A 19,711-nucleotide genomic window follows, 5' to 3' on the forward strand; every position below is an offset into this window, starting at 1 on the left:
GATCCCGTCGGGGGACGGATCGGGAAAGGGGCCGGAGTGCATCGCACTCCGGCCCCTTTCGTTTTCACACTCGGGGTGTGAGAACCGTTACTTGGTCAGCGGCTCCAGGGTCGGGTCGTTGGCGTACGCCTCGGCCGCGTTCTCCTTGGTGACGATGACCGGCTTCAGCAGGAAGGCCGGGACGACCTTCTTGCCGTTGTCGTACGACTTGTCGTCGTTGATCTCGGGCTTCTTGCCCTGCTGCAGGTCCTTCACCATGGTGATGGCCTGCTTGACCAGGTTGCGGGTGTCCTTGTTGATGGTCGAGTACTGCTCGCCCGCCATGATGGACTTGACCGACTCGGCCTCGGAGTCCTGACCGGTGACGATCGGGACCGGCTTGCCTGCACCCTTCACCGAGGTGATGATGGCGCGGGCCAGGGTGTCGTTCGGCGACAGGACGCCGTCGAGCTCAGTGGAGGCGTAGTTCTTGGCGAGCAGGTTGTCCATGCGGGTCTGCGCGTTCGCCGGCAGCCAGCCCTGGGTGGAGGTCTGCTTGATCTCGGTCTGACCCGAGACGACCTTCAGGGTGCCGTCGTCGATCTTCGGCTGGAGGACCTTCATGGCGCCGTTGAAGAAGACAGCCGAGTTGGCGTCGTCCGGCGAGCCCGAGAAGAGCTCGATGTTGAAGTTCTTCTTGTCCGGGAACTTCGCCTTCATGCCGTCGAGCAGGGCCTGACCCTGCAGCTCGCCGACCTTCTCGTTGTCGTACGCGACGTAGTAGTCCACGTCGTTGGTGTTCAGGATGAGGCGGTCGTACGCGATGACGGTCGCGCCGGCGTCGTGCGCGGCCTTGGCCTGCGCGGCGAGCTGGCCACCGTCGACGGCGCCGATGATGACGACCTTCGCACCGTTGGTGATCATCGACTGGATCTGCGACTGCTGGTCGGAGACACCGGAGCCACCGGCGTACTGGACGTCGCCCTTGAAGCCGGCCTCCTTGAGGCCGTCCTCGAACAGGCCACCGGCGAGAACCCAGTTCTCCGACGTCTTAGTCGGGAGGGCGACACCGATGGTGGAGTCCTTGGCGAAGCCGGACGCGGAGCTGCTGTCCGAACCGGAGCGGCTCGACGAGCAGCCGGTCAGGGCGAGCGCGGCGGCAGCTGCGACGGCCACTGTCGCGAGTGCGATTTTGCGCATTGCGTTTCTCTTTCTCTGTGTGTTGATGGTGCAGGGGGGATGAAAAACTAGGTGATCAGGACGTCAGCGAGCGCGAGCTGTCCTCGGCGGAGTCGCCGGACGGCACGACAGCGGGCTGCTCGGCGGCAGCGGCGTTCGCCTCCTGCGTCTTGCCGCCGCCGAACATCCTGCCGATCAACGACGGGCCGCCCCGGCGCTTGGAGTAGACGTCCACACCGACCGCGACGAGCAGGACCAGACCCTTGATGATCTGCACCTTGTCGCTGGTGACGCCGAGGAGCTGCAGGCCGTTGTTGAGGACGGCGATGACCAGACCACCGATGATGGAGCCGGCCACGGTTCCGATACCGCCGGAGACCGCAGCACCACCGATGAACACGGCCGCGATCGCGTCGAGCTCCCAGCCGAGGCCGTCCTGCGGCCCGGAGGAGACGGAGCGGGCGACGGCGATCATGCCGGCGAGCGCCGCGAGCACCGACATGTTCATCATGACGAAGAAGTTGATGCGCTTGATCTTGACGCCCGACAGCTCCGCGGCGTGCCAGTTGCCGCCGACCGCGTAGATGTGGCGACCGAAGATGGTGCTGCGCGTGATGAACGAGTACAGGATGATGAGCACGCCGAGGATCACGCCGGCGACGGGGAACGAGGTACCGACCCGGCCGCTTCCGAACAGCACCGCGGCGTAGATCACGACGGCGTCGAGGATGACCACCTTGAACACGCTGACCCACAGGGGAGCCTTCTCGGAGCCCATCTTCGTCTGCTTGCGACGGGTCCGGACCTCCGCCAGCGCGATGACGACCGCGATGATGATGCCGAGCAGCAGGGTGGAGTTGTTGAAGCCCGTGTTCGGGCCCCACTCCGGAAGGAAGCCGCCGCCGATGAAGGTGAAGCCGTCCGGGACGGGAATCGTGTTCGCGCTGCCGATCAGCTGGTTCAGACCGCGGAAGATGAGCATGCCGGCCAGGGTGACGATGAACGCGGGGACGCCGACGTAGGCGACCCACCATCCCTGCCAGGCTCCGATGACGACACCCACGAGCAGTCCGAGGATGATCGCGAGCGGCCACGGCACGTTCCAGTTGGTCATCGCCTCGGCGACGATGATGCCGACGAGGGCGGCGACCGAGCCGACCGACAGGTCGATGTGGCCGGCGATGATGACCATCACCATGCCGATGGCCAGGATCAGGACGTACACGTTCTGATTGACCAGGTTGATGAGGTTGACCGGCTCGAGCGTGGTGCCGCCCGTGAGCACCTCGAACAGCAGGATGATGACGACGAGGGCGCCGAGGATGCCGAACTGGCGTCCGGTGGACTGGCCGCCTCCGAACATCTTGCCGAGGTCGCGGAGACCGCCGGACTTCTTCTTCTCGGGAATCTGTGTGGTCATGGCTATCGGGCAATCCTCTTCTTGGCGGATGTCATGCTTTTCAGGAGGGTTTCGGGCGTCGCCTCGGCGATGGGCAGCTCGTCGGTGATCTGGCCCTCGAAGATCGTGTAGATGCGGTCCGAGATGCCGAGCAGTTCGGGCAGTTCGGACGAGATGACGATGACGCCCTTGCCCTGTGCGGCGAGCTGCTGGATGATCCCGTAGATCTCGAACTTGGCGCCGACATCGATGCCGCGGGTGGGCTCGTCGAGGATCAGGATGTCGGGGTCGGTGAACATCCACTTGGCCAGCACGACCTTCTGCTGGTTGCCGCCGGAGAGCGTCGACACGCCGCGGTCGACGTCGGGCGTCCGGATGCGGAGCAGCTTGCGGTACTCGTCCGCGACCGCGTACTCCTCCAGGTCGTCGACGACGCCGCGCTTGGCGATCTTCTTGAGCTTGGCGGCGACGACCGACTGCTTGATGTCGTCGAGGAGGTTCAGACCGAGCACTTTGCGGTCCTCGCTCACGTAGGCCATTCCGTTGTCGATGGCCTCGGAGACGTTGCGGACCTGGATCTCCTTGCCGTCCTTGTAGATCTCACCCGAGACCCAGTTGCCGTAGGAGTGGCCGAAGACGCTCATCGCGAGTTCGGTGCGGCCGGCGCCCATGAGGCCGGCGAAGCCGACGATTTCGCCGCGACGGACGTAGAAGCTGGAGTTCTTGACGACCAGTCGGTCCGGCACCTGCGGGTGCTGCACGACCCAGTCCTTCACCTCGAAGAACTTCTCGCCGATGTTCGGCGTGCGCTCCGGGAAGCGGCTCCCGAGCGTGCGGCCGACCATGCCGCGGATGATGCGGTCCTCATCGACGCCGTCCGCCTTGACGTCGAGCGTCTCGATCGTGCGGCCGTCGCGGATGATGGTGATCTGGTCGGCGATCTGCTCGATCTCGTTGAGCTTGTGGCTGATCATGATCGAGCTGACGCCGCGACCCTTCAGCCCGAGGATCAGGTCGAGGAGGTGCTGCGACTCGGCCTCGTTGAGCGCCGCGGTCGGCTCGTCGAGGATGAGGAGCTTGACGTTCTTGTTGAGCGCCTTGGCGATCTCGACCAGCTGCTGCTTGCCGACGCCGATGTTCTTGATCTGGGTGTCCGGGTCATCGGTCAGACCGACACGGGCGAGCAGCTCGACGGCGCGGGTCTTCGCCTCGCCCCAGTTGATGACGCCGCCGCGGCCCGGCTCGTTGCCGAGGAAGATGTTCTCGGTGATCGAGAGCTCGGGGATGAGCGCGAGCTCCTGGTGGATGATCACGATGCCCTGCTGCTCGCTGGACTTGATGTCCTTGAACCGCATCACGTCGCCCTGGTAGACGATGTCTCCGCTGTACGTCCCATAGGGGTACACGCCGGAGAGGACCTTCATGAGGGTGGACTTCCCCGCGCCGTTCTCGCCGCAGATCGCGTGGATCTCGTCGGCGTGGACGGTGAGGGAGACATCCTCCAGCGCTTTGACCCCGGGGAACTCCTTGGTGATCGCGCGCATCTCGAGGATGACTGCGTTCGACGGCATCGTCGCTCCTTGCGGGCTCGGGAATGGATGTGCCTAAGTAGTAAACGCTATCTTCGCACTTGTCGTCAAATAGTGAAGACAACGATGCGATAACGGCCGGAAGTGGTGGCGGAGACGTCAGCCCTCTTGCCCGGCCAGGGCGCCTTTGATCACGATCGCGGCTGCTCCGAGCGACTCGGCGCGGTCGCCCAGCGACGAGATCCGGACCGTCGTGGTGCCGGCGATGATCGGGATGGCGTTCTGCCGGATCCCGTGCCGGATCGGGTCGAGGAGCGCGTCGCCCAGACCGACCAGCGGTCCGCCGATGAGCACCAGTTCCGGGTTGATGACGTTCGCGATGTTGCCGATCGCCTGGCCGATCGCCGTGCCCGCGTCGCTGACGACGCGGAGGACGGCCGGGTCTTTGGCAAGCCCGCGGCGCAGGATGTCCGAAGCCGTGCGCGCGCCGTCGCCCCGCCCGAGCGACTCGAGCATCACGCTGGTCGACGCGATCGTCTCCAGGCAGCCGCGGTTGCCGCAGCGGCAGATGACGCCGTGCTCCGCGACCGGCGTGTGACCGAGTTCGCCTGTGATGCCGAGGAACCCGTAGTACGGCTGGCCGTTGAGGATGAGGCCCGCGCCGATCCCTGTGCCAATCTTGACGAAGATCAGGTTGCGCTCTCCGCGGTTCGCTCCCCAGGTGACTTCGGCGAGCGCACCGAGGTTGGCGTCGTTGTCGACGACGACCGGGAAGCCGAACACGTCCTCCAGCTCCCGTCGGGTGATTCCGACCCATTCGGGGAGGATGGCGCCCTGCAGCACCGTGCCGGTGCGGCGGTCGATGGGTCCGGGGATGCCGACGCCGACGGCGAGAACGGACTCGCGGTCGTGGCCGCCTTCGGCGAGCATCCGGTCGAGCAGCCGCGCAGCTTCCCGCACCGCGCCGAGCACGTCATAGCCGGGTTCGAGCGCCACCTGCTCCTCGGCGATGACGTCATAGCCGAGGGTGGTGAGCACGATGCGCACGTGGCGGCGGCCGAAGTCGACGCCGACGGCGATGTCGCCGGTGTCGGTGAGCTGTACGAGCAGGGCCCGCCGCCCGCTGGAGGTCACCGGGGAGGTCGTGACCACGCCCTTGGCCGCCATGTCGCGAACGATGTTCGACACGGTGGCGGTGGACAGGCCGGTCCCGCGCGCCAGCTCAGCCTGGGTGGACGGTCCGTTGGCCAGGAGGAACTCGACGAGTCGTTCCTGGTTCAAGTGCCTCAGTGCGCCCTGCGACCCGGGATTGCGTGCGCCACGAGGGATCAGCCCCTGGGTGGCGGTCATAGCGACAAGCGTGAACGATCGGGCTGTTGGAGTCAAGCTGTGAACGCAAGAGTTCGCCCCAGATCGGGTGACGGACCTGAGAATGCTGACACCTACTGCGATGATGGAGTCATGCCCATCCTGAACAAGGACATGCAGGTCTGCATCTCGCTCGCCGGTCGCCCCAGCAACATCGGGACGCGCTTCCACAACTTCCTGTACGACGAGCTCGGCCTGAACTTCGTCTACAAGGCGTTCACGACGGACGACCTGGAGGGCGCCGTGCGCGGCATCCGCGCGCTCGGGATCCGCGGATGCTCGGTCTCCATGCCGTTCAAGGAGGCGATCATCCCGCTCGTCGACAACCTCGAGGCGTCGGCCGTGGCGATCGAGTCGGTGAACACCGTCGTGAACGAGGACGGCCTGCTGACCGCCTCCAACACCGACTACGAGGCCGTCGCCCAGCTGCTCGCCGAGCACGAGGTCGACACCGCGCAGCGCGTTCTGGTGCGCGGGTCGGGCGGCATGGCGAAGGCCGTCGTCGCGGCGTTCCGCGGCGCGGGATTCGACGAGCTGACCGTTCTCGCGCGCAATGCCGAGGCCGGCCCCGCTCTCGCCGAGCGGTACGGCTACGAGTGGGTGGCGGAGGACCCGGAGCCCGGCTTCGACGTCATCGTCAACGTGACGCCGCTCGGGATGCGCGGCGACGCGGAGGACGTGATGGCGTTCGACGAGGCGTTCATCGAGCGCGCGACGACCGTCTTCGACGTCGTCGCCTTCCCCTCCGAGACGCCGCTGATCCGCGCCGCGCGGGCGACGGAGACGGCGGTGATCACCGGGGCGGAGGTCATCGCCCTGCAGGCCGCGCGTCAGTTCGAGCGATACACCGGAGTGCGGCTCACGCCGGAGCAGGTGGCCCGGGCGTCCGAGTTCTCGCGCGCCGAGTAGCTCCGGTCGCATCGACGGACCGGTGTGATGCGCTCCGGCGCGTCGGGGAGTAGCTTGAGCCCCGGACGTGAAGGAGCGTGCGCATGGGCATCGGAAGCGGCATCTTCATCTTCGTCGTCGGCCTCATCCTGGCCTTCGCCCTGCAGGTGCAGGTGAGCTGGATCGACCTGAAGATCACCGGGTACATCCTCATGGGCGCCGGCCTGGTCGTCTTCATCATCTCGCTGGCGTTCGCGTTGCGGCGCAGACCGCGCACGTCGATCCGGCAGGACGGCATCGACCCCGTCACCGGCCAGCGGGTCGAGCGGCGCACCGATGAGTATTGAGGCCAGGACCCAGCCATACAATGGCCGGATGTCCGACGACCTCCTCGCACTCGAGAACCAGGTGTGCTTCGGCCTCGCCGTGGCCGCGCGGAGTGTCATCGCGCTCTACCGCCCGGTGCTCGAACCGCTGTCGCTGACGCATCCGCAGTACCTCGTGATGCTGGCACTGTGGGAGCGCGAGCCGCGGTCGGTCAAGGACCTCAGCGACACCCTGGCCCTGGAGCCGGCCACCCTCTCCCCTCTGCTGAAACGGCTCGAGGCGACCGGTTACGTCGAACGGCGGCGCAGCGCCGCCGACGAGCGCGCGCTCGAGGTGCGCCTGACGGAGTCCGGGCGGGCGCTCCGAGCGGAGGCGGAGAAGATCCCGCCGCGCATCGTGGAGCGGCTCGGCCTTCCGGTCTCAGAGCTCGAGAATCTGCGCGAGAGCCTGCAGACGATCATCGGCGCGGCCGTCCGCACCGGATGACGCGGGTTCAGGCCGCCTGAACAGGCGCGGGGCACACCAGCCGCGTCGCGTCGCGCTGGCCGCCGGGCCGCAGCACCTCGTGCTCGGTCATCGGCCGGCCGCACATCGGGCAGGGAGCCGCGGCGGAACGCCGGTCGGGCGCCTCCGGGTGGCCCGCGCCGAGCTGCGCCGGACCGGCGATGCGGATGAGCTTCTCGTTCCACCGCGAATACCAGCTGGCGAAGCGTCCGGCCATGATCCCTCGATTCATTAGTGCACTAACGAATAGTGTACGCCATCTGGACCCTGACCCGCGGGGCAAGGTCTACGCTGACAGCGGAGGACGACATGCGCATCAGCGAACTGGCCGAGCGGGCGGGTGTGACGGTCAAGGCCGTGCGGTACTACGAGCGGCTCGGGCTCGTCTCGCCGGACCGGCTCGGCAACGGCTACCGCGAGTACGGCGACGAGCATCTGCGCGCTGTGCTCGAGATCCGCGAACTGGCCGACACGGGCATCCCGCCGGGCAAGGCGCGTCCCTTCATCGATTGCCTCGGCTCGGGCCACGCGCACAGCGACGAATGCCCCGCCTCACGCGACGCCTACCGCGACGGACTGGCCGAGCTGGATGCGGCGATCGCCGCTCTGGAGCGCCGCAGGGACCTCCTCGCCCGCCGTCTGGCCGGAGCCGAGCACCGCATCCCCGAGCCGGCCGACGGCTGCGGGTGCACCATCGACCCCTCCTGACCGACGCCGGGATCATCCCCAGGGATGACCTCCTCCCTACCTGGGGTCGATGCCCGTCCGGCTCGCACCCGGTTGACTCGGACATGTCCGCTCGAGCTCCCGTCTCGAGCGTCGACATGAAGGGGGAGACCGATGACGACACTGGGACACGGACTGCGAACCGCACCGACCCTCGGTACGGCATCGGTGCCGGTGCGGCGGCGAGCGCGGGGGCTGCTCGCCGCCGTCACCGGGAACCCCTACCTGCAGCTGCTGGTCACTCTCGTGCTGATCGCAGCGGGAGCGACCCTCCTGATGATCGGGATCGGCCTGGTGCTGGATGTCGCGGTGCCGTGGATCTTCGACGACGAGCTCCGCGCACTGAAGACCCTTCTTCCGCAGATCGGGTGACGGTCGGGTGAGCCGGGCTCTGGCCCCGGCGATCGGCCGCCCCTAGAGTCCCTGCATGGGACGTCTCCTCTTCTCGGCCATCGCCTCGATCGACGGCTACACCGTCGACAGCTCCGGATCGTTCGACTGGGCACAGCCCGACGAGGAGGTCCATGCGTTCGTCAACGACCGGGAACGTGACATCGGCACCTACCTGTACGGCCGCAGGATGTACGAGACCATGCGGGTCTGGCAGGACCTGGGCGACAGCGAGGAGCCGGTGATCGCCGACTACGCGGCCGTCTGGCAGCACGCCGAGAAGGTGGTGTTCTCGTCGACCCTGAGCGAGGTGACGACGCCGAAGACCCGCCTGCTGTCGCGATTCGATCCGGAGGATGTGCGCCGCCTGGTCGCGGACGCCGACCACGACGTCTCCATCGGCGGTCCGACGCTCGCCGCCGCGGCCTTCGCGGCCGGGCTGGTGGACGAGGTCCGGCTCTTCCTCGTCCCGGTCGCTGTCGGCGGCGGCACCCCGGCCCTCCCCCCGGGGCAGTTCCTGCGACTGCGACTGTTGGAGGAACGCGCCTTCGCCGGGGGCACGCTCGGGCTGCACTACGCGGTCGAGAAGTCCTGACTCGGCGACAATTCCTGAGCAAACCTCGTCTTCTACTCCCCGCGAGCCCCGCGGCGCGCTAGCGTGTGCCGCGACAGGCCCGCGACGGAACGGGCCGGGGAGCGTCGACGATGGCGAAGCATCGATTCCTCACCGTGGCGGGGCTGGCCGCCGCTGGCGTCATCCTCAGCGTCAGCGTGCCCCAGAGTGTTCAGGGCGTGGCGGCCGGAGCGGGCACCGTCCACTTCACGGCATCCGGCGACTACGGCCCGGGCACCGCGGCGCAGGCCGTCCTCACGGGCATCAAGAACCTCAGCCCCGACCTGCACCTCGCCCTCGGCGACCTCTCGTACGGCGCCACGGGCCAGGAGCAGGCCTGGTGCGACCTCGTCACCACCCGGACCGGCGCCGGCTTCCCGTTCGAACTCGTCTCGGGCAATCACGAGAGCAGCGGGCAGAACGGCAACATCAACGACTTCTCCGCCTGCCTCCCGAACCAGCTCCCCGGAGCGGTCGGGACCTACGGTCGCGAGTACTACGTCGATGTCCCGCAGGGCGCTCCCCTTGTGCGCTTCATCATGATCTCCCCGGGCCTCCCGTTCTCGGACGGCACCTGGACGTATGCATCGGGCACCTCCCACTACGCGTGGACGCAGGCCGCCATCGACGGAGCACGCGCGGCCGGAACGCCGTGGGTCGTCGTCGGAATGCACAAACCCTGCCTCTCGCTGGGCGACTACCCCTGCGAGGCCGGAGCCGACATCCTCAACCTGCTGGTGTCGAAGCGCGTGGATCTGGTGCTCACCGGACACGAGCACCTCTACCAGCGCACGAAGCAGCTGGCGACGGGAGCGGCCTGTCCGACGATCTCGCCGGGCACCTACACCGCGGCTTGCGTGGCGGATTCGGACGGGACACTCGTGAAGGGCGCGGGAACCGTCTTCGCGACGGTCGGTACCGGCGGCAACGGCAACTACGAGGTCCACCCGGCCGACGGCGAAGCCAACTACTTCGCGGCTTCGTACGGCAGCGCCGCCACACCGCTCTACGGCTCGCTCGATGTCAGCGCGACGGCGAGCCAACTGACGGCGTCGTTCGTCCGGGCCGCGGGGCCGTCGTTCACGGACGGCTTCTCGATCGGGCCGCCCGCCGCCGGCAACCAGCCTCCGAGCGCCGTGTTCGCCTCCTCTTGCGCCGACCTGACCTGCTCGCTGGATGGAACGGGCTCGACCGATCCGGACGGCGCGATCACCTCGTTCGCCTGGGACTTCGGCGACGGCTCGTCCGGCACCGGCGGCACGATCACGCACACCTACGCCGTCGCCGGCACCTACACTGCGCGGCTGACCGTGCTGGACGACGGCGGGGCGACAGCGTCGACCACCCGCACGCTGACCGTGACCGCGCCACCCCCACCCGCCGACACGCTCGCCGCCGATCCGTTCGAACGCGCCGTGACCAACGGCTGGGGAACCGCTCCGACCGGCGGGAACTGGTCGGTCTCGGGCAGCTCCAGCCTGTATTCGGTCGCGGGCGGGACGGGACGCATCCAGCTCCCCGCGGGCTCGGGCGGCACCGCCCGGCTTCCCGGAGTCAGCGCGACCGGCATCGACCTGCGACTCGGACTGACGATCGACAAGCTGCCCTCCTCGGGCAACGTGTACGTGACGGTCCAGGGACGGCGGATCGCGACGACCGGCTCCTACGGGTCCAAGGTGATCATCTCGTCGGCGGGCAAGGTGACCATCCAGATCGTCCGCGTCGACCAGAACGGCGGGAACGAGGTCGTCGTGCAGACGTCGGCCACCGTTCCGAACGTCACCTACACCGCGGGCATGCGCCTGAACGTGCGGATGCGGACCACCGGGACATCGCCGACGCTCGTCGAAACGAAGGCGTGGGCCGACGGCACCCCCGAGCCCTCGGCGTGGCAGCGGTCGGCGACGGACAGCACGGCCGCACTGCAGGGTGCGGGCGGGCTGGCGGTGACCGGGTACCTCTCGGGCGGGGTCGTGAACGCGCCGGTCACCCTGACCGTCGACGACCTGACCGCCGTGAAGCCGTGAGCAGGGCCGGCTGGCGCCGGTAGTCCGGCGTTAGGCGGCGTCCCACCACCGCAGGACACGGAGCGCCCGAAGCGTCACCCACTTGCTCTGGAACCCCTCCATGTCGAACTCGACGATCACCGGGCCCTCGTGGATGTTCTCGAGCACCCACCTGCCGTCGGCGTCGGCCTTGCCGCGGACCAGTTCGACGGCATCCGCCAGGCGGGGGTCGCGACGGTCCTGCTGCCGGAAGTGCTCCAGCCCGCGCAGGATGTCGTGGTACCAGCGCACGGGATACGACAGCATCGTGATCCTCGGATCCGGGGTGGAGCCGTCCGTGCGCCTCCGGTAGAGGCCGCGCTCGAGGAGGTACTCCTCGCCGGCCTCGACGACCTCGGTCGCGCGCGCGTCGTCGCCGCCGGCGCGCATCCACGCGCGCAGTCCCTCGACGGCGCAGATCGTGGAGTGGAAGGACGACACCCGGGCGCCGTACTCGGCCCAGCAGTTCCAGCCGCCGTCGTCCAGCCGGGAGCCGACGAGCGTCTCGGCGATCCGGTCGCCGCCCTCGCCGAAGTAGGCGGCGATCGTCAGGGCGACGCCGTTGATGCACGGCTCGGTCTCGCCCTCGAAGTAGGGCTCGCCGGCGTGCTCCCAGCGAACATTTTCGCGGACGCGGGCTACGGCCCGACGCGCCTCCTCGCTCGCCGGGTCGAGTCCGAAGTCCACGAGCTGCTGGAGGCTGAAGTGGGTGCCGCTCCACGCGTCGAAACCGTCGCGCTCGGGCGGAATCCACCCGGGACGGTACGTGCCGCCATCCCAGAGCCCGTCCTCCGCCTGCTCGGCGAGGAACGTCGCCCCCCAGCCGTCCGTTGCCACGCGGGCACGTTCGGCGGCGACCTCTTCCGGCGGGGCTCCCACCAGATCGTGAAGCACCTGCCAACGGATCGCCGGGTCGGAGTCGAGCAGCCAGTCCTGTACGTCCATTCCGGTCACCGTAGTCGCCACCCGCGACGAGGGGCAGTCCTCCGCGCACGAATACCCCCCGCCGGGGGGACGGTCAATCGCTGTACCCGCCTCAATCCGGTGTCTTGAGTGGTCCTCAACATCCCAACCGGACACATCCACCGAAAGGAAACGGCAGTCATGACCATGTCAGACGACCAGTCCGCGGACACACCGATCTTCGACAGCAGACGCGACGCGCTCGAGCCGGAGGCGGGCCTTCCCGAAACGGTGCAGCCGACCGGCGGCTCGCTCAGCGGCGGTGCCTCGACCGGTGAGCAGAGCGGCGTCCGCGAAGAAGCGGGGCGCGTCGCCGGCTCGGCAGCAGAGGCCGGCAAGGACGTCGCGGCCACCGCGAAGGAGCAGGCCAAGAACGTCGCGGGCGAGGCGAAGTCGCAGGCGAAGGATCTCTACCGCCAGACGCAGGAGGAGCTCCGGACGCAGGCGGCGCAGCAGCAGGAACGGGTCGCCAGCGGGCTCCGCTCCGTGGGCGACGAACTCGACCAGATGGCGTCCTCCTCCGAGTCGGATGGCCTGGCGACCGACCTGGTACGGCAGGCGGCGCAGCGCACCCACGCGATCGCCGGCTGGCTGAACGAGCGCGACCCCGGCTCCCTGCTGAACGAGGTGAAGTCGTACGCGCGGCGCAACCCGGGTACCTTCATCGCCGCGGCGGCCATCGCCGGCGCCCTCGCCGGCCGGCTGACCCGAGCCCTCGCCAGCGGGGGGGACGACTCCGGCAGCAGCACCGGCACGACGACCGGCACCACGGGCACCACCGGGACGACCGGCCTGGCGCCGAGCCCTGATATCACCGCCGTCTGCACCACCGGCGTCGGCGGCGCGGGCACCGGATCCACCGCCGGCGGCTACGGAAGTGCCACCGGCGATCTCTACGACGACTCCGGCAACGACCTTCCCGAGCTGCCGGGCGCCGGGTACACCGGAGGCCGGGCATGACCGATCAACCCACCCCCTCGGAGCAGCAAGCCGCGAACAGTTCGCTCGGCGAGTTGCTCGGAGAGGTCAGTCGTGACCTCTCCACACTGATCCGCCAGGAGATGGAACTCGCGAAGGCCGAGATCAAGCAGACCGTCACGCGTGCCGGCAAGGGCGCAGGGCTGCTGGGCGGCGCGGGTTACGCAGGCCTCATGGCCGTCTTCTTCCTGTCGATCGCCCTGTGGTGGGCGCTCGGCTACCTGGTGGGCAACGCCTGGTCCGCGGTGATCGTCGCGGTCATCTGGGGCGTCGTCGCACTGATCCTGTACCTGCGCGGTCGCAAGCAGCTCGAGACCGTCAAGGGTGCCCCCCAGACCGTGGAGACGGTCAAAGAATTCCCCGAGACACTGAAGCGAAATGAGGAGAACCGATGAGCGACGACCCCGACGCGATCCGCGCCGACATCGAGGCGACGCGCCGCAACCTGAGCGGTGATGTCGATGCCCTGGCCGACAAGGTCACGCCAAGCAAGATCGCCCAGCGCCAGACGCGCAAGGTGAAGGGCGCCTTCCATTCCATGAGCGAGCGGATCATGGGATCCGCCGACGACGTCCGGAGCGGCGTGGGCGGCGCCGTCTCCGACGCCGGCAGTTCGGTGGCCGACGCGGGCCGGACCGTCGTCGACAAGGCGCAGGGCAACCCGCTCGCCGTCGGCCTCATCGCCTTCGGCGTCGGCGCCCTGATCGCCTCCCTCATCCCGCCGAGCACCAAGGAGCAGGAGCTGGCATCCGCCGCCAAGGATGCCGCGCAGCCTCTGCTCCATGAGGCCGCGGAGGTCGGCAAGCAGGTCGCCGACGACCTCAAGGAGCCGGCGCAGCAGGCCGTTCAGTCGGTCAAGGAGACCGCGCAGGAGGGGGTGTCCACCGTCAAGGAGGAGGCCACTGATCGCGCGTCCGACGTCGCCGATGACGCCAAGCAGTCCGGACAGCGCTTGCAGTCCGACCAGTAGCACCCACGACGAAGCGCGGCGGCAGGCCTCCCCCGGGCCTCCGCCGCGCTTCTCTTTTTCAGCGAGCGAAGAAGGTCAGGCGACAGTGGCGCCCACGACGCGGTTGCCCCCGGCGTTCTTCGCCGAGTACATCGCGTGGTCGGCCTCGCGGATCAGCCGGTCCGGGTTCCACCCGGGGTCCTGGGTGCGCGCGAGCGACATGCCGATGCTGGCGCTGATCGGGAAGCCCTCCGGGATGTCCTGGAACGGCTGCTCGATGGAACGGCGGATGCGGTCGGCCACGTCTTCGGCGGCCGCCACCTCCGGCACCTCGCAGACGACCACGAACTCGTCGCCGCCGTAGCGGGCCACCAGGTCCTCCTGACGGACGGCCGCCTGCAGCCGCAGCCCGACCTCCCGGAGCAGCAGGTCGCCCGTGTGGTGGCCGAGGGCGTCGTTCACGCGCTTGAACCCGTCCAGGTCGATGAACAGCGTGGCGACGAGTGAGGAGGCCGACTGCTGGTATTCGATCAGCTGCGTCTCCAGGCGTCGGCGGTTCGGCAGCCCGGTCGTCTCGTCGTGCATGGCGGCGTGCTCGAGTTGCCGCTGCAGCCGCAGGGTGGTGATCGCCTGCGCCGCCTGTCCGGCCAGCGCGTCGGCCAGCGGTGCGGCCTCGGAGTCGAACTGCCGCGGGTGGAGGAAGAAGGCGGCGAACAGCCCGAAGAGCACGTCGTCGTGCTGGATGGGCGCCACCAGGACGGCGTGCACGCCCGCGTCGCGCATGGCCTGCCCGAGCACCGGGGCGATCTCGTCCGCGGCCGCCGCGCCGCTGAGCGCGACCACCCGGCGGAGCTGCGAGGCCTGCGTCACCAGCGATCCGGTCTGCTCCAGGGAGCGCAGCGGGTTGCTGCCGGAGGCCTGCGTGAACATCCCGAGCTCGTCGATCAGGAACACCGCGGACTGCTCCGCCTGGTACGCCTTGGCGACGGTCGACGCGAGGATGTCGACCAGCGACTGCTCGTCCGTCGCGGCCGAGAAGGCGATCGATGAGTCGATGATGAGCTCGAGTCGGTTGCGCGTACGTTCCTGGAGGGTGTGCGAGCGCACCATCTCCTGCTCGTGCTCGGCGCGCTCGGTCGCATCCACCAGCGTCAGCAGCTCACCGGTCTCCGCGGAGCGCCGGCCGACGATGATCGCCCTCGACGACCCGTCCACGTGCGCCAACCGGACGAGGCCGTCATCGCGGCCGTCGACCCCGGGGATCCGGATGCGCAGCGAGCTGAACGACCGGCCGTGCAGCTCGTTCATCGAGAGGCCGGTCCAGGTGACGAAGAGCTCGTTGGCGTCCTGGATGCGGCCGTCTCCGTCCACCTCGACGAGAGCGCAGGGCAGGTCGTCCGCAGCAATGGGCCGCACCGCACTCTCCTTCGGATGGCTGGGCCGCTTCGCGGCGAGTACACAATGAATTTAGCGCACGAATGTACCCAGACGGTCACCGAGGTCATCGGGAGGACACGGACGTGCGATGTAGTAGCCCTGGGCGCGGTCGCATCCGGAGGTCCGGATCTGCTCCAGCTGTTCGCGGGTCTCGATGCCCTCGGCGACGACCCGCATCCCGCTGTCCTGGGCCATCGCCACCGCGTCGCCGACGGCGTCCCAGTCTCCCCGCGCGACGAGGCTGCGATCCAGCTTGAGCTCACGCGCGTGGACGCCGACCGCCCGTTCGATCGACGAGTGTCCCGCGCCGAAATCGTCGATCGACACGGTGACCCCCCACTGCTGCACGATGTCGAGGCGCCCGGCGACGACCGCGTAGTCCTCGATGCGCTCGGCTTCCGTCACCTCGACGATGAGGTCGGCGGGAGGAAGCCCCGACTCGGCGAGCTGACGTTCCAGCTCGTCGAAGAAGCGGTCGGTCTCGAGCTGCAGGGGCGAGACGTTGACGGCGATGGCGAGCTGGTAGCCGCGCTCGCGCCAGTCGCGGCCGATGCGGCAGCACTCGCGCAACGCGAACAGGCCCAGCTCGTGGATGGTTCCGCTGGCCTCGGCGAGCGCCACGAACTCCGCGGGAGGGATCGGACCGCGGGTGGGATGCGTCCAGCGGCTGAGACCTTCGACGGCGACGATCTCACCCGTCGCCAGGTCGATCTGCGGCTGGACGTGCACCTCGAGTTCGTGCGCGGCGATGGCGTGGGACAGCTCTCGCGCCTCCACCTCGCACGTCACCACGCACACCTCCCTCGCCGGCCGCCGGCTCCGCTGGCCTGGACGCGATAGTGCCCGCGTGCGCAGCCGCTGTCAACGGGCTGGCCCCGGACCGGACGCCGGACGCGCTCAGCGGAACGTCGGTCGCGGGTCGGTGTGGAGCACGCTCATGAGGATGGAGTCGGTCCACTCGCCGTCCCAGAACAGGGTGTCGCGCTGGCGGCCCTCCACCACGAATCCGGCCTTCTCGTACGACCGCAGCGCCCGCGGGTTGAACGCGTACACGTCGAGTTGGACGCGGTGCAGTCCGATCTCCGCGAAGGCGTGATCGAGCACGACGGTCATCGCCTCCGTGCCGTACCCGCGGCCGGGTTGCCCGGGTGCCAACGCGATGCGCGTGTTCATGGATGCGTTGTCCTCGTCGAGCTCGTTGAGCACGATCTCGCCCAGGAAGCGATCGGTGGTCCTGTCGAGGATCGCCCAGTCCGCGCGGTCCGGGGCGGCGCCGATCCGTGCAAGGTGCGCGGCGATGACCTCCTCGGTGAACTCGGCGCGCGTCCCCGTCAGGCGGAGGTTCTCGGCGTCGTCGAGCCCGGACCAGACGTCGTCGAGGTGCTCCGGTCCGAGGGGCACCAGCCGGATGCGCGGGCCGTCGAGCGTTCGGACAGCGGTGAGCTCGGCGAGCGCCACCTCCGGCTTCACAGTTCGGGCTCCCTCGGCCGCAGGTCCGGCCGGGGGAATTCGGCGTCGAAGTCGCCGGTGGGATCCTCCTGGCGCAGCGTGTCCACGATGCTCGGGCCCGATCCGACGGGCGAGAACGCGGCCCGGTCGCCGCGGACGCTGCTCTGATACGTCTTCATCTGTCCGTCCACCGGAAGGTCGATCTCGGCCGGCGGCCGCCCCTCGTCGAGCGGGACGGCACGCTGCGTCGTGGTGCCGTCCTCCTCCACGAAGTCGGCGATGCCGAACGTCAGGTGGCCTCGGTCGAAGGAGGCCCGGACGAGCAGGTAGGTGCGCAGCGCGTCGTCGTCGAGCGCCGCCACCTCCGCGGCGAGCGCCCGCACCGCATCCGTGCGACCGAGCGCGTGCTCACCGTCATCCGGCGCCTCGGCCCAGGAACGGACGTGGCCGGCGAGGTCCGCGATGGCCTCCTCGTACGACGTCGGCGATGTCCCCCGGATGCCGAAATCGCCCCAGTCGGCCCAGTAGCGGTCGCCCTCGTCGTCGTGGCCCACGGGGACGGTGACGCGCGTCGCCGCCGTGCGGGAGGCCTTCCAGGCCGCCAGCTCGCCCGCGCTGAAAAGCTCGCCCAGCTGCCGGATGGCGTCGTCGTCGCCAGGGCCGGCGGCCGATGCGAGGATCGCCCGCTCGAAGAACGCATTGTCGTCCACTGCTCGTTCCCTTCGTCCCTGCCAGCATCGCATCCCCCGGCGCGAGTTCCGAGCCGGGCGGCGGAATCGGCTAGCGTCGAGAGGCAGTCAGAACCGGTACCGAAGGAGACACCCGTGACGACCACCCTGCCGACGACGACCGCGAAGGGCGCGTCGCTGCGGCGCAGCCTCGGACTGTGGGCCATCGTCGGTCTCGGTCTCGGCTACATGACGCCGACGGTCGTCTTCGACACGTTCGGCATCGTCTCCGGGCAGACGAACGGCGTCGTCCCGGCCGCCTACCTCGTCGCGCTCGTCGTGATGATGTTCACGGCGATCAGCTACGGCAAGATGGCGGGCGCCATCCCGAGCGCCGGCTCCGCCTACACGTACGTGCGCGAGTCCATCCACCCGAACCTGGGATTCATGGTCGGCTGGACCTCGCTCGTCGACTACGTGCTGCTGCCGATGGTGAACTGCCTCATCATCCGGCTGTATCTGGAGCAGCTGTTCCCCGCCGTCCCCGGATGGATCTGGGTCGTCGTCTACTGCGCGGGTGTCACCACTCTCATTGCGGTGACGATGCGCGGCACCTCGAACGTCAACATGATCCTGCTCGTGTTCGCGATCGCCGTGATGACCGTGTTCGTCGTGATGGTCGTCGTCCAGCTCGCCGGCGGCGCCGGTGACGGCACGGTCGCCTCGGTCAAGCCGTTCGTGCACGACGGCGTCACGCTCGGCGCGGTCCTCACCGGAGCGACGGTCGTCTGCTTCTCGTTCATCGGCTTCGACGCGGTGACGATGTACGCGGAGGAGGCCAAGACGCCGAAGATCATGCCGCGCGCCATCCTCTTCACCGTCATCATCGGCGGCGCGATCTTCCTGGTCGCCGCCTACTTCACCCAGCTCCGCTTCCCGACCAATGCGCCGTTCGGCGAGTTCACGGACGACCCGCTGCCGCAGATCGGCCGGATCGTCGGCGGACCGGTGTTCCAGGCCATCTTCGTCTCCGCCGGCTTCTGCGCCACCCTGGCGTCCGGACTCGCATCGCACGCGTCCGTCAGCCGGATGCTGCTGGTCATGGGACGGAACAACGTCCTCCCCCGCAGCTTCTTCGGGTACATCAGCCCGAAGACGCAGACGCCCATCTTCAACATCGTGCTGGTCGGCGTGATCTCGCTGCTGGCGATGGCGTTCTCGCTCGAGCTGATCTCCGCTTTCATCAACTTCGGCGCCCTGATCGCGTTCACCTTCGTCAACATCTCGGTGATCGCCTGGTTCGCGATCCGCAAGGGACGCCGTCGCACGGCGAAGGACATCGTGCGGTTCATCGTGCTCCCGGCGATCGGGACGGTGCTCACGGGAATCCTGTGGGTGAACCTCCACGCCGACGCGCTGATCGGCGGCATCGCGTGGGCGGTGATCGGCTTCGCCTACCTCCTCTTCCTGACGCGCGGTTTCCGCCGCCCGGTCGCCGCGTTCGACGAGGGCCAGCCGGTGACCGGGTTCAACAAGGCCATATAAAAGGGGTGCGCCATGAAGCGGATCGGGCTGCTCGGAGGCATGAGCTGGGAGAGCTCCGCTCTCTACTACCAGGCGATCAACGAGGGTGTGCGCGAACGGCTCGGCGGACTGCACTCGGCCGACCTGGTGATGATCTCCGTCGACTTCGCCGACATCGAGAGGCTGCAGTCGTCGGGCGACTGGGAGCGCGCCGGTGACATCCTGACCGAGGAGGCGATCCGGCTCGAACGCGCGGGCGCTTCCTGCGTCGTGATCTGCACGAACACCATGCACAAGGTCGCCGACCGGGTGCAGGCGGCAGTCGGCATCCCGCTGCTTCATCTGGCCGACGTCACGGCTGCAGCCGTCGTCGATGCCGGCGTCCACCGGGTCGCGCTCCTGGGCACGCGGTTCACCATGCGCGAGCCGTTCTACCGCGAGCGCTTGGAGTCGCACGGCCTCGAGGTAATCGTGCCGCCCGAGGAGACGCAGGCCATCCTGGACGGGATCATCTACGACGAGCTCGTCCTCGGTGTGGTCACCGACGCTTCCCGAGCCGTCTACCGGGAGGCGATCGCCGGCCTGATCGCGAGCGGCGCGGAGGGCGTCATCCTGGGCTGTACCGAGATCGAGCTGCTGGTGCGTCCGGAGGACTCGGCCGTGCCGACGTTCCCGACCACGGCATTGCATGCCGCTGCGGCCGTCGACTTCGCGCTCGGCTGACGCTCAGCGGGCTTCCACAACTCATACAGTGCGCATAGGGCGCTCCCAGCCCACGTAAGAATCCACAAAGAAT

Annotated in this window: 22 protein-coding genes; 12 read left to right on the plus strand and 10 right to left on the minus strand. The window is 68.7% G+C overall.

All coding sequences use genetic code 11. The features are described from left to right. Nucleotides 1-87 precede the first annotated feature (87 nt). The 4 genes from H284_RS0110070 to H284_RS0110085 all read right to left on the minus strand — a co-directional run bounded on the left by H284_RS0110070 (nt 88) and on the right by H284_RS0110085 (nt 5,436). Complete coding sequence (locus H284_RS0110070) at nt 88-1,179, minus strand: substrate-binding domain-containing protein (protein ID WP_020076134.1); 1,092 nt, start codon at nt 1,177-1,179, stop codon at nt 88-90. Nucleotides 1,180-1,234: 55 nt separating this feature from the next. Continuing rightward, nucleotides 1,235-2,578, minus strand: coding sequence for a multiple monosaccharide ABC transporter permease (mmsB, locus tag H284_RS0110075; protein ID WP_020076135.1), 1,344 nt, complete (start codon nt 2,576-2,578; stop codon nt 1,235-1,237). Nucleotides 2,579-2,580: 2 nt separating this feature from the next. Continuing rightward, complete coding sequence (gene mmsA / locus H284_RS0110080) at nt 2,581-4,128, minus strand: multiple monosaccharide ABC transporter ATP-binding protein (RefSeq protein ID WP_020076136.1); 1,548 nt, start codon at nt 4,126-4,128, stop codon at nt 2,581-2,583. 117 nt (nt 4,129-4,245) lie between these two features. After that, the gene (locus H284_RS0110085) at nt 4,246-5,436 is read right to left on the minus strand and encodes an ROK family transcriptional regulator (protein WP_020076137.1); all 1,191 of its coding nucleotides are present in this window, start codon (nt 5,434-5,436) and stop codon (nt 4,246-4,248) included. Nucleotides 5,437-5,547: 111 nt separating this feature from the next. On the opposite strand from H284_RS0110085, the gene H284_RS0110090 reads away from it, so the two are divergent. The 3 genes from H284_RS0110090 (at nt 5,548) to H284_RS0110100 (ending at nt 7,155) form a co-directional block, all read left to right on the plus strand. Then, a complete protein-coding gene (locus H284_RS0110090) occupies nt 5,548-6,363 on the plus strand; it encodes a shikimate 5-dehydrogenase (protein ID WP_020076138.1) in 816 nt (271 codons plus the stop codon). Nucleotides 6,364-6,446: 83 nt separating this feature from the next. Continuing rightward, a complete protein-coding gene (locus tag H284_RS0110095) occupies nt 6,447-6,689 on the plus strand; it encodes a DUF6458 family protein (RefSeq protein ID WP_018189090.1) in 243 nt (80 codons plus the stop codon). Between the two features lie 28 nt (nt 6,690-6,717). Continuing rightward, nucleotides 6,718-7,155: a MarR family winged helix-turn-helix transcriptional regulator gene (locus H284_RS0110100; protein WP_020076139.1), complete on the plus strand. Its 438-nt coding sequence runs from the start codon at nt 6,718-6,720 to the stop codon at nt 7,153-7,155. A 7-nt stretch (nt 7,156-7,162) separates the two neighbouring features. Here the strand turns inward: H284_RS0110100 and H284_RS0110105 are convergent, their stop codons facing one another. Next, nucleotides 7,163-7,390, minus strand: coding sequence for a hypothetical protein (locus tag H284_RS0110105; protein ID WP_018189088.1), 228 nt, complete (start codon nt 7,388-7,390; stop codon nt 7,163-7,165). Nucleotides 7,391-7,482: 92 nt separating this feature from the next. On the opposite strand from H284_RS0110105, the gene H284_RS0110110 reads away from it, so the two are divergent. The 4 genes from H284_RS0110110 to H284_RS0110125 all read left to right on the plus strand — a co-directional run bounded on the left by H284_RS0110110 (nt 7,483) and on the right by H284_RS0110125 (nt 10,929). Further along, entirely contained in the window at nt 7,483-7,881 is a 399-nt protein-coding gene (locus H284_RS0110110) for a MerR family transcriptional regulator (protein WP_020076140.1), read from the plus strand. Between the two features lie 132 nt (nt 7,882-8,013). Beyond that, the gene (locus tag H284_RS0110115; protein ID WP_018189086.1) at nt 8,014-8,271 is read left to right on the plus strand and encodes a hypothetical protein; all 258 of its coding nucleotides are present in this window, start codon (nt 8,014-8,016) and stop codon (nt 8,269-8,271) included. 55 nt (nt 8,272-8,326) lie between these two features. Continuing rightward, nucleotides 8,327-8,884 (plus strand): dihydrofolate reductase family protein, encoded by a 558-nt coding sequence (locus tag H284_RS0110120; RefSeq protein ID WP_020076141.1) that lies wholly within the window; start codon nt 8,327-8,329, stop codon nt 8,882-8,884. A 110-nt stretch (nt 8,885-8,994) separates the two neighbouring features. After that, the gene (locus H284_RS0110125) at nt 8,995-10,929 is read left to right on the plus strand and encodes a PKD domain-containing protein (protein WP_020076142.1); all 1,935 of its coding nucleotides are present in this window, start codon (nt 8,995-8,997) and stop codon (nt 10,927-10,929) included. Between the two features lie 30 nt (nt 10,930-10,959). Here H284_RS0110125 and H284_RS0110130 read toward each other — a convergent pair whose 3' ends face one another. Further along, nucleotides 10,960-11,892 carry a hypothetical protein gene (locus H284_RS0110130; protein ID WP_020076143.1) on the minus strand — a complete coding sequence of 311 codons (933 nt, stop codon included), beginning with the start codon at nt 11,890-11,892 and terminating at the stop codon, nt 10,960-10,962. 159 nt (nt 11,893-12,051) lie between these two features. On the opposite strand from H284_RS0110130, the gene H284_RS0110135 reads away from it, so the two are divergent. From H284_RS0110135 to H284_RS0110145, 3 genes are read left to right on the plus strand one after another with little or no spacing between them, the layout of a single operon-like run. Beyond that, nucleotides 12,052-12,870 carry a hypothetical protein gene (locus H284_RS0110135; RefSeq protein ID WP_020076144.1) on the plus strand — a complete coding sequence of 273 codons (819 nt, stop codon included), beginning with the start codon at nt 12,052-12,054 and terminating at the stop codon, nt 12,868-12,870. After that, nucleotides 12,867-13,283, plus strand: coding sequence for a phage holin family protein (locus H284_RS0110140; RefSeq protein WP_018189081.1), 417 nt, complete (start codon nt 12,867-12,869; stop codon nt 13,281-13,283). Before H284_RS0110135 ends, H284_RS0110140 begins: the two co-directional genes overlap by 4 nt. Next, on the plus strand, nt 13,280-13,858 hold the full coding sequence (locus H284_RS0110145) for a DUF3618 domain-containing protein (RefSeq protein ID WP_020076145.1): 579 nt from the start codon (nt 13,280-13,282) through the stop codon (nt 13,856-13,858). The genes H284_RS0110140 and H284_RS0110145 overlap by 4 nt, the downstream gene beginning before the upstream one ends. A gap of 75 nt (nt 13,859-13,933) precedes the next feature. On the opposite strand, the gene H284_RS0110150 is transcribed toward H284_RS0110145, so the two are convergent. The 4 genes from H284_RS0110150 to H284_RS0110165 form a co-directional block, all read right to left on the minus strand. Then, the gene (locus H284_RS0110150; protein ID WP_020076146.1) at nt 13,934-15,253 is read right to left on the minus strand and encodes a GGDEF domain-containing protein; all 1,320 of its coding nucleotides are present in this window, start codon (nt 15,251-15,253) and stop codon (nt 13,934-13,936) included. A 51-nt stretch (nt 15,254-15,304) separates the two neighbouring features. Next, entirely contained in the window at nt 15,305-16,066 is a 762-nt protein-coding gene (locus H284_RS0110155) for an EAL domain-containing protein (protein WP_018189078.1), read from the minus strand. A 105-nt stretch (nt 16,067-16,171) separates the two neighbouring features. Beyond that, nucleotides 16,172-16,744 carry a GNAT family N-acetyltransferase gene (locus H284_RS0110160; RefSeq protein WP_020076147.1) on the minus strand — a complete coding sequence of 191 codons (573 nt, stop codon included), beginning with the start codon at nt 16,742-16,744 and terminating at the stop codon, nt 16,172-16,174. Further along, entirely contained in the window at nt 16,741-17,433 is a 693-nt protein-coding gene (locus H284_RS0110165; RefSeq protein WP_020076148.1) for a hypothetical protein, read from the minus strand. Before H284_RS0110165 ends, H284_RS0110160 begins: the two co-directional genes overlap by 4 nt. Nucleotides 17,434-17,547: 114 nt before the next feature. On the opposite strand from H284_RS0110165, the gene H284_RS0110170 reads away from it, so the two are divergent. Both H284_RS0110170 and H284_RS0110175 read left to right on the plus strand, forming a co-directional pair. Further along, nucleotides 17,548-18,936: an APC family permease gene (locus H284_RS0110170; RefSeq protein ID WP_020076149.1), complete on the plus strand. Its 1,389-nt coding sequence runs from the start codon at nt 17,548-17,550 to the stop codon at nt 18,934-18,936. Between the two features lie 12 nt (nt 18,937-18,948). After that, nucleotides 18,949-19,638, plus strand: coding sequence for an aspartate/glutamate racemase family protein (locus H284_RS0110175; RefSeq protein ID WP_020076150.1), 690 nt, complete (start codon nt 18,949-18,951; stop codon nt 19,636-19,638). Nucleotides 19,639-19,711: the final 73 nt, after the last annotated feature.

Origin of the sequence: Cryocola sp. 340MFSha3.1 (assembly GCF_000383315.1) — a bacterium.
In the GTDB taxonomy this organism is placed as follows: Bacteria; Actinomycetota; Actinomycetes; order Actinomycetales; family Microbacteriaceae; genus Leifsonia.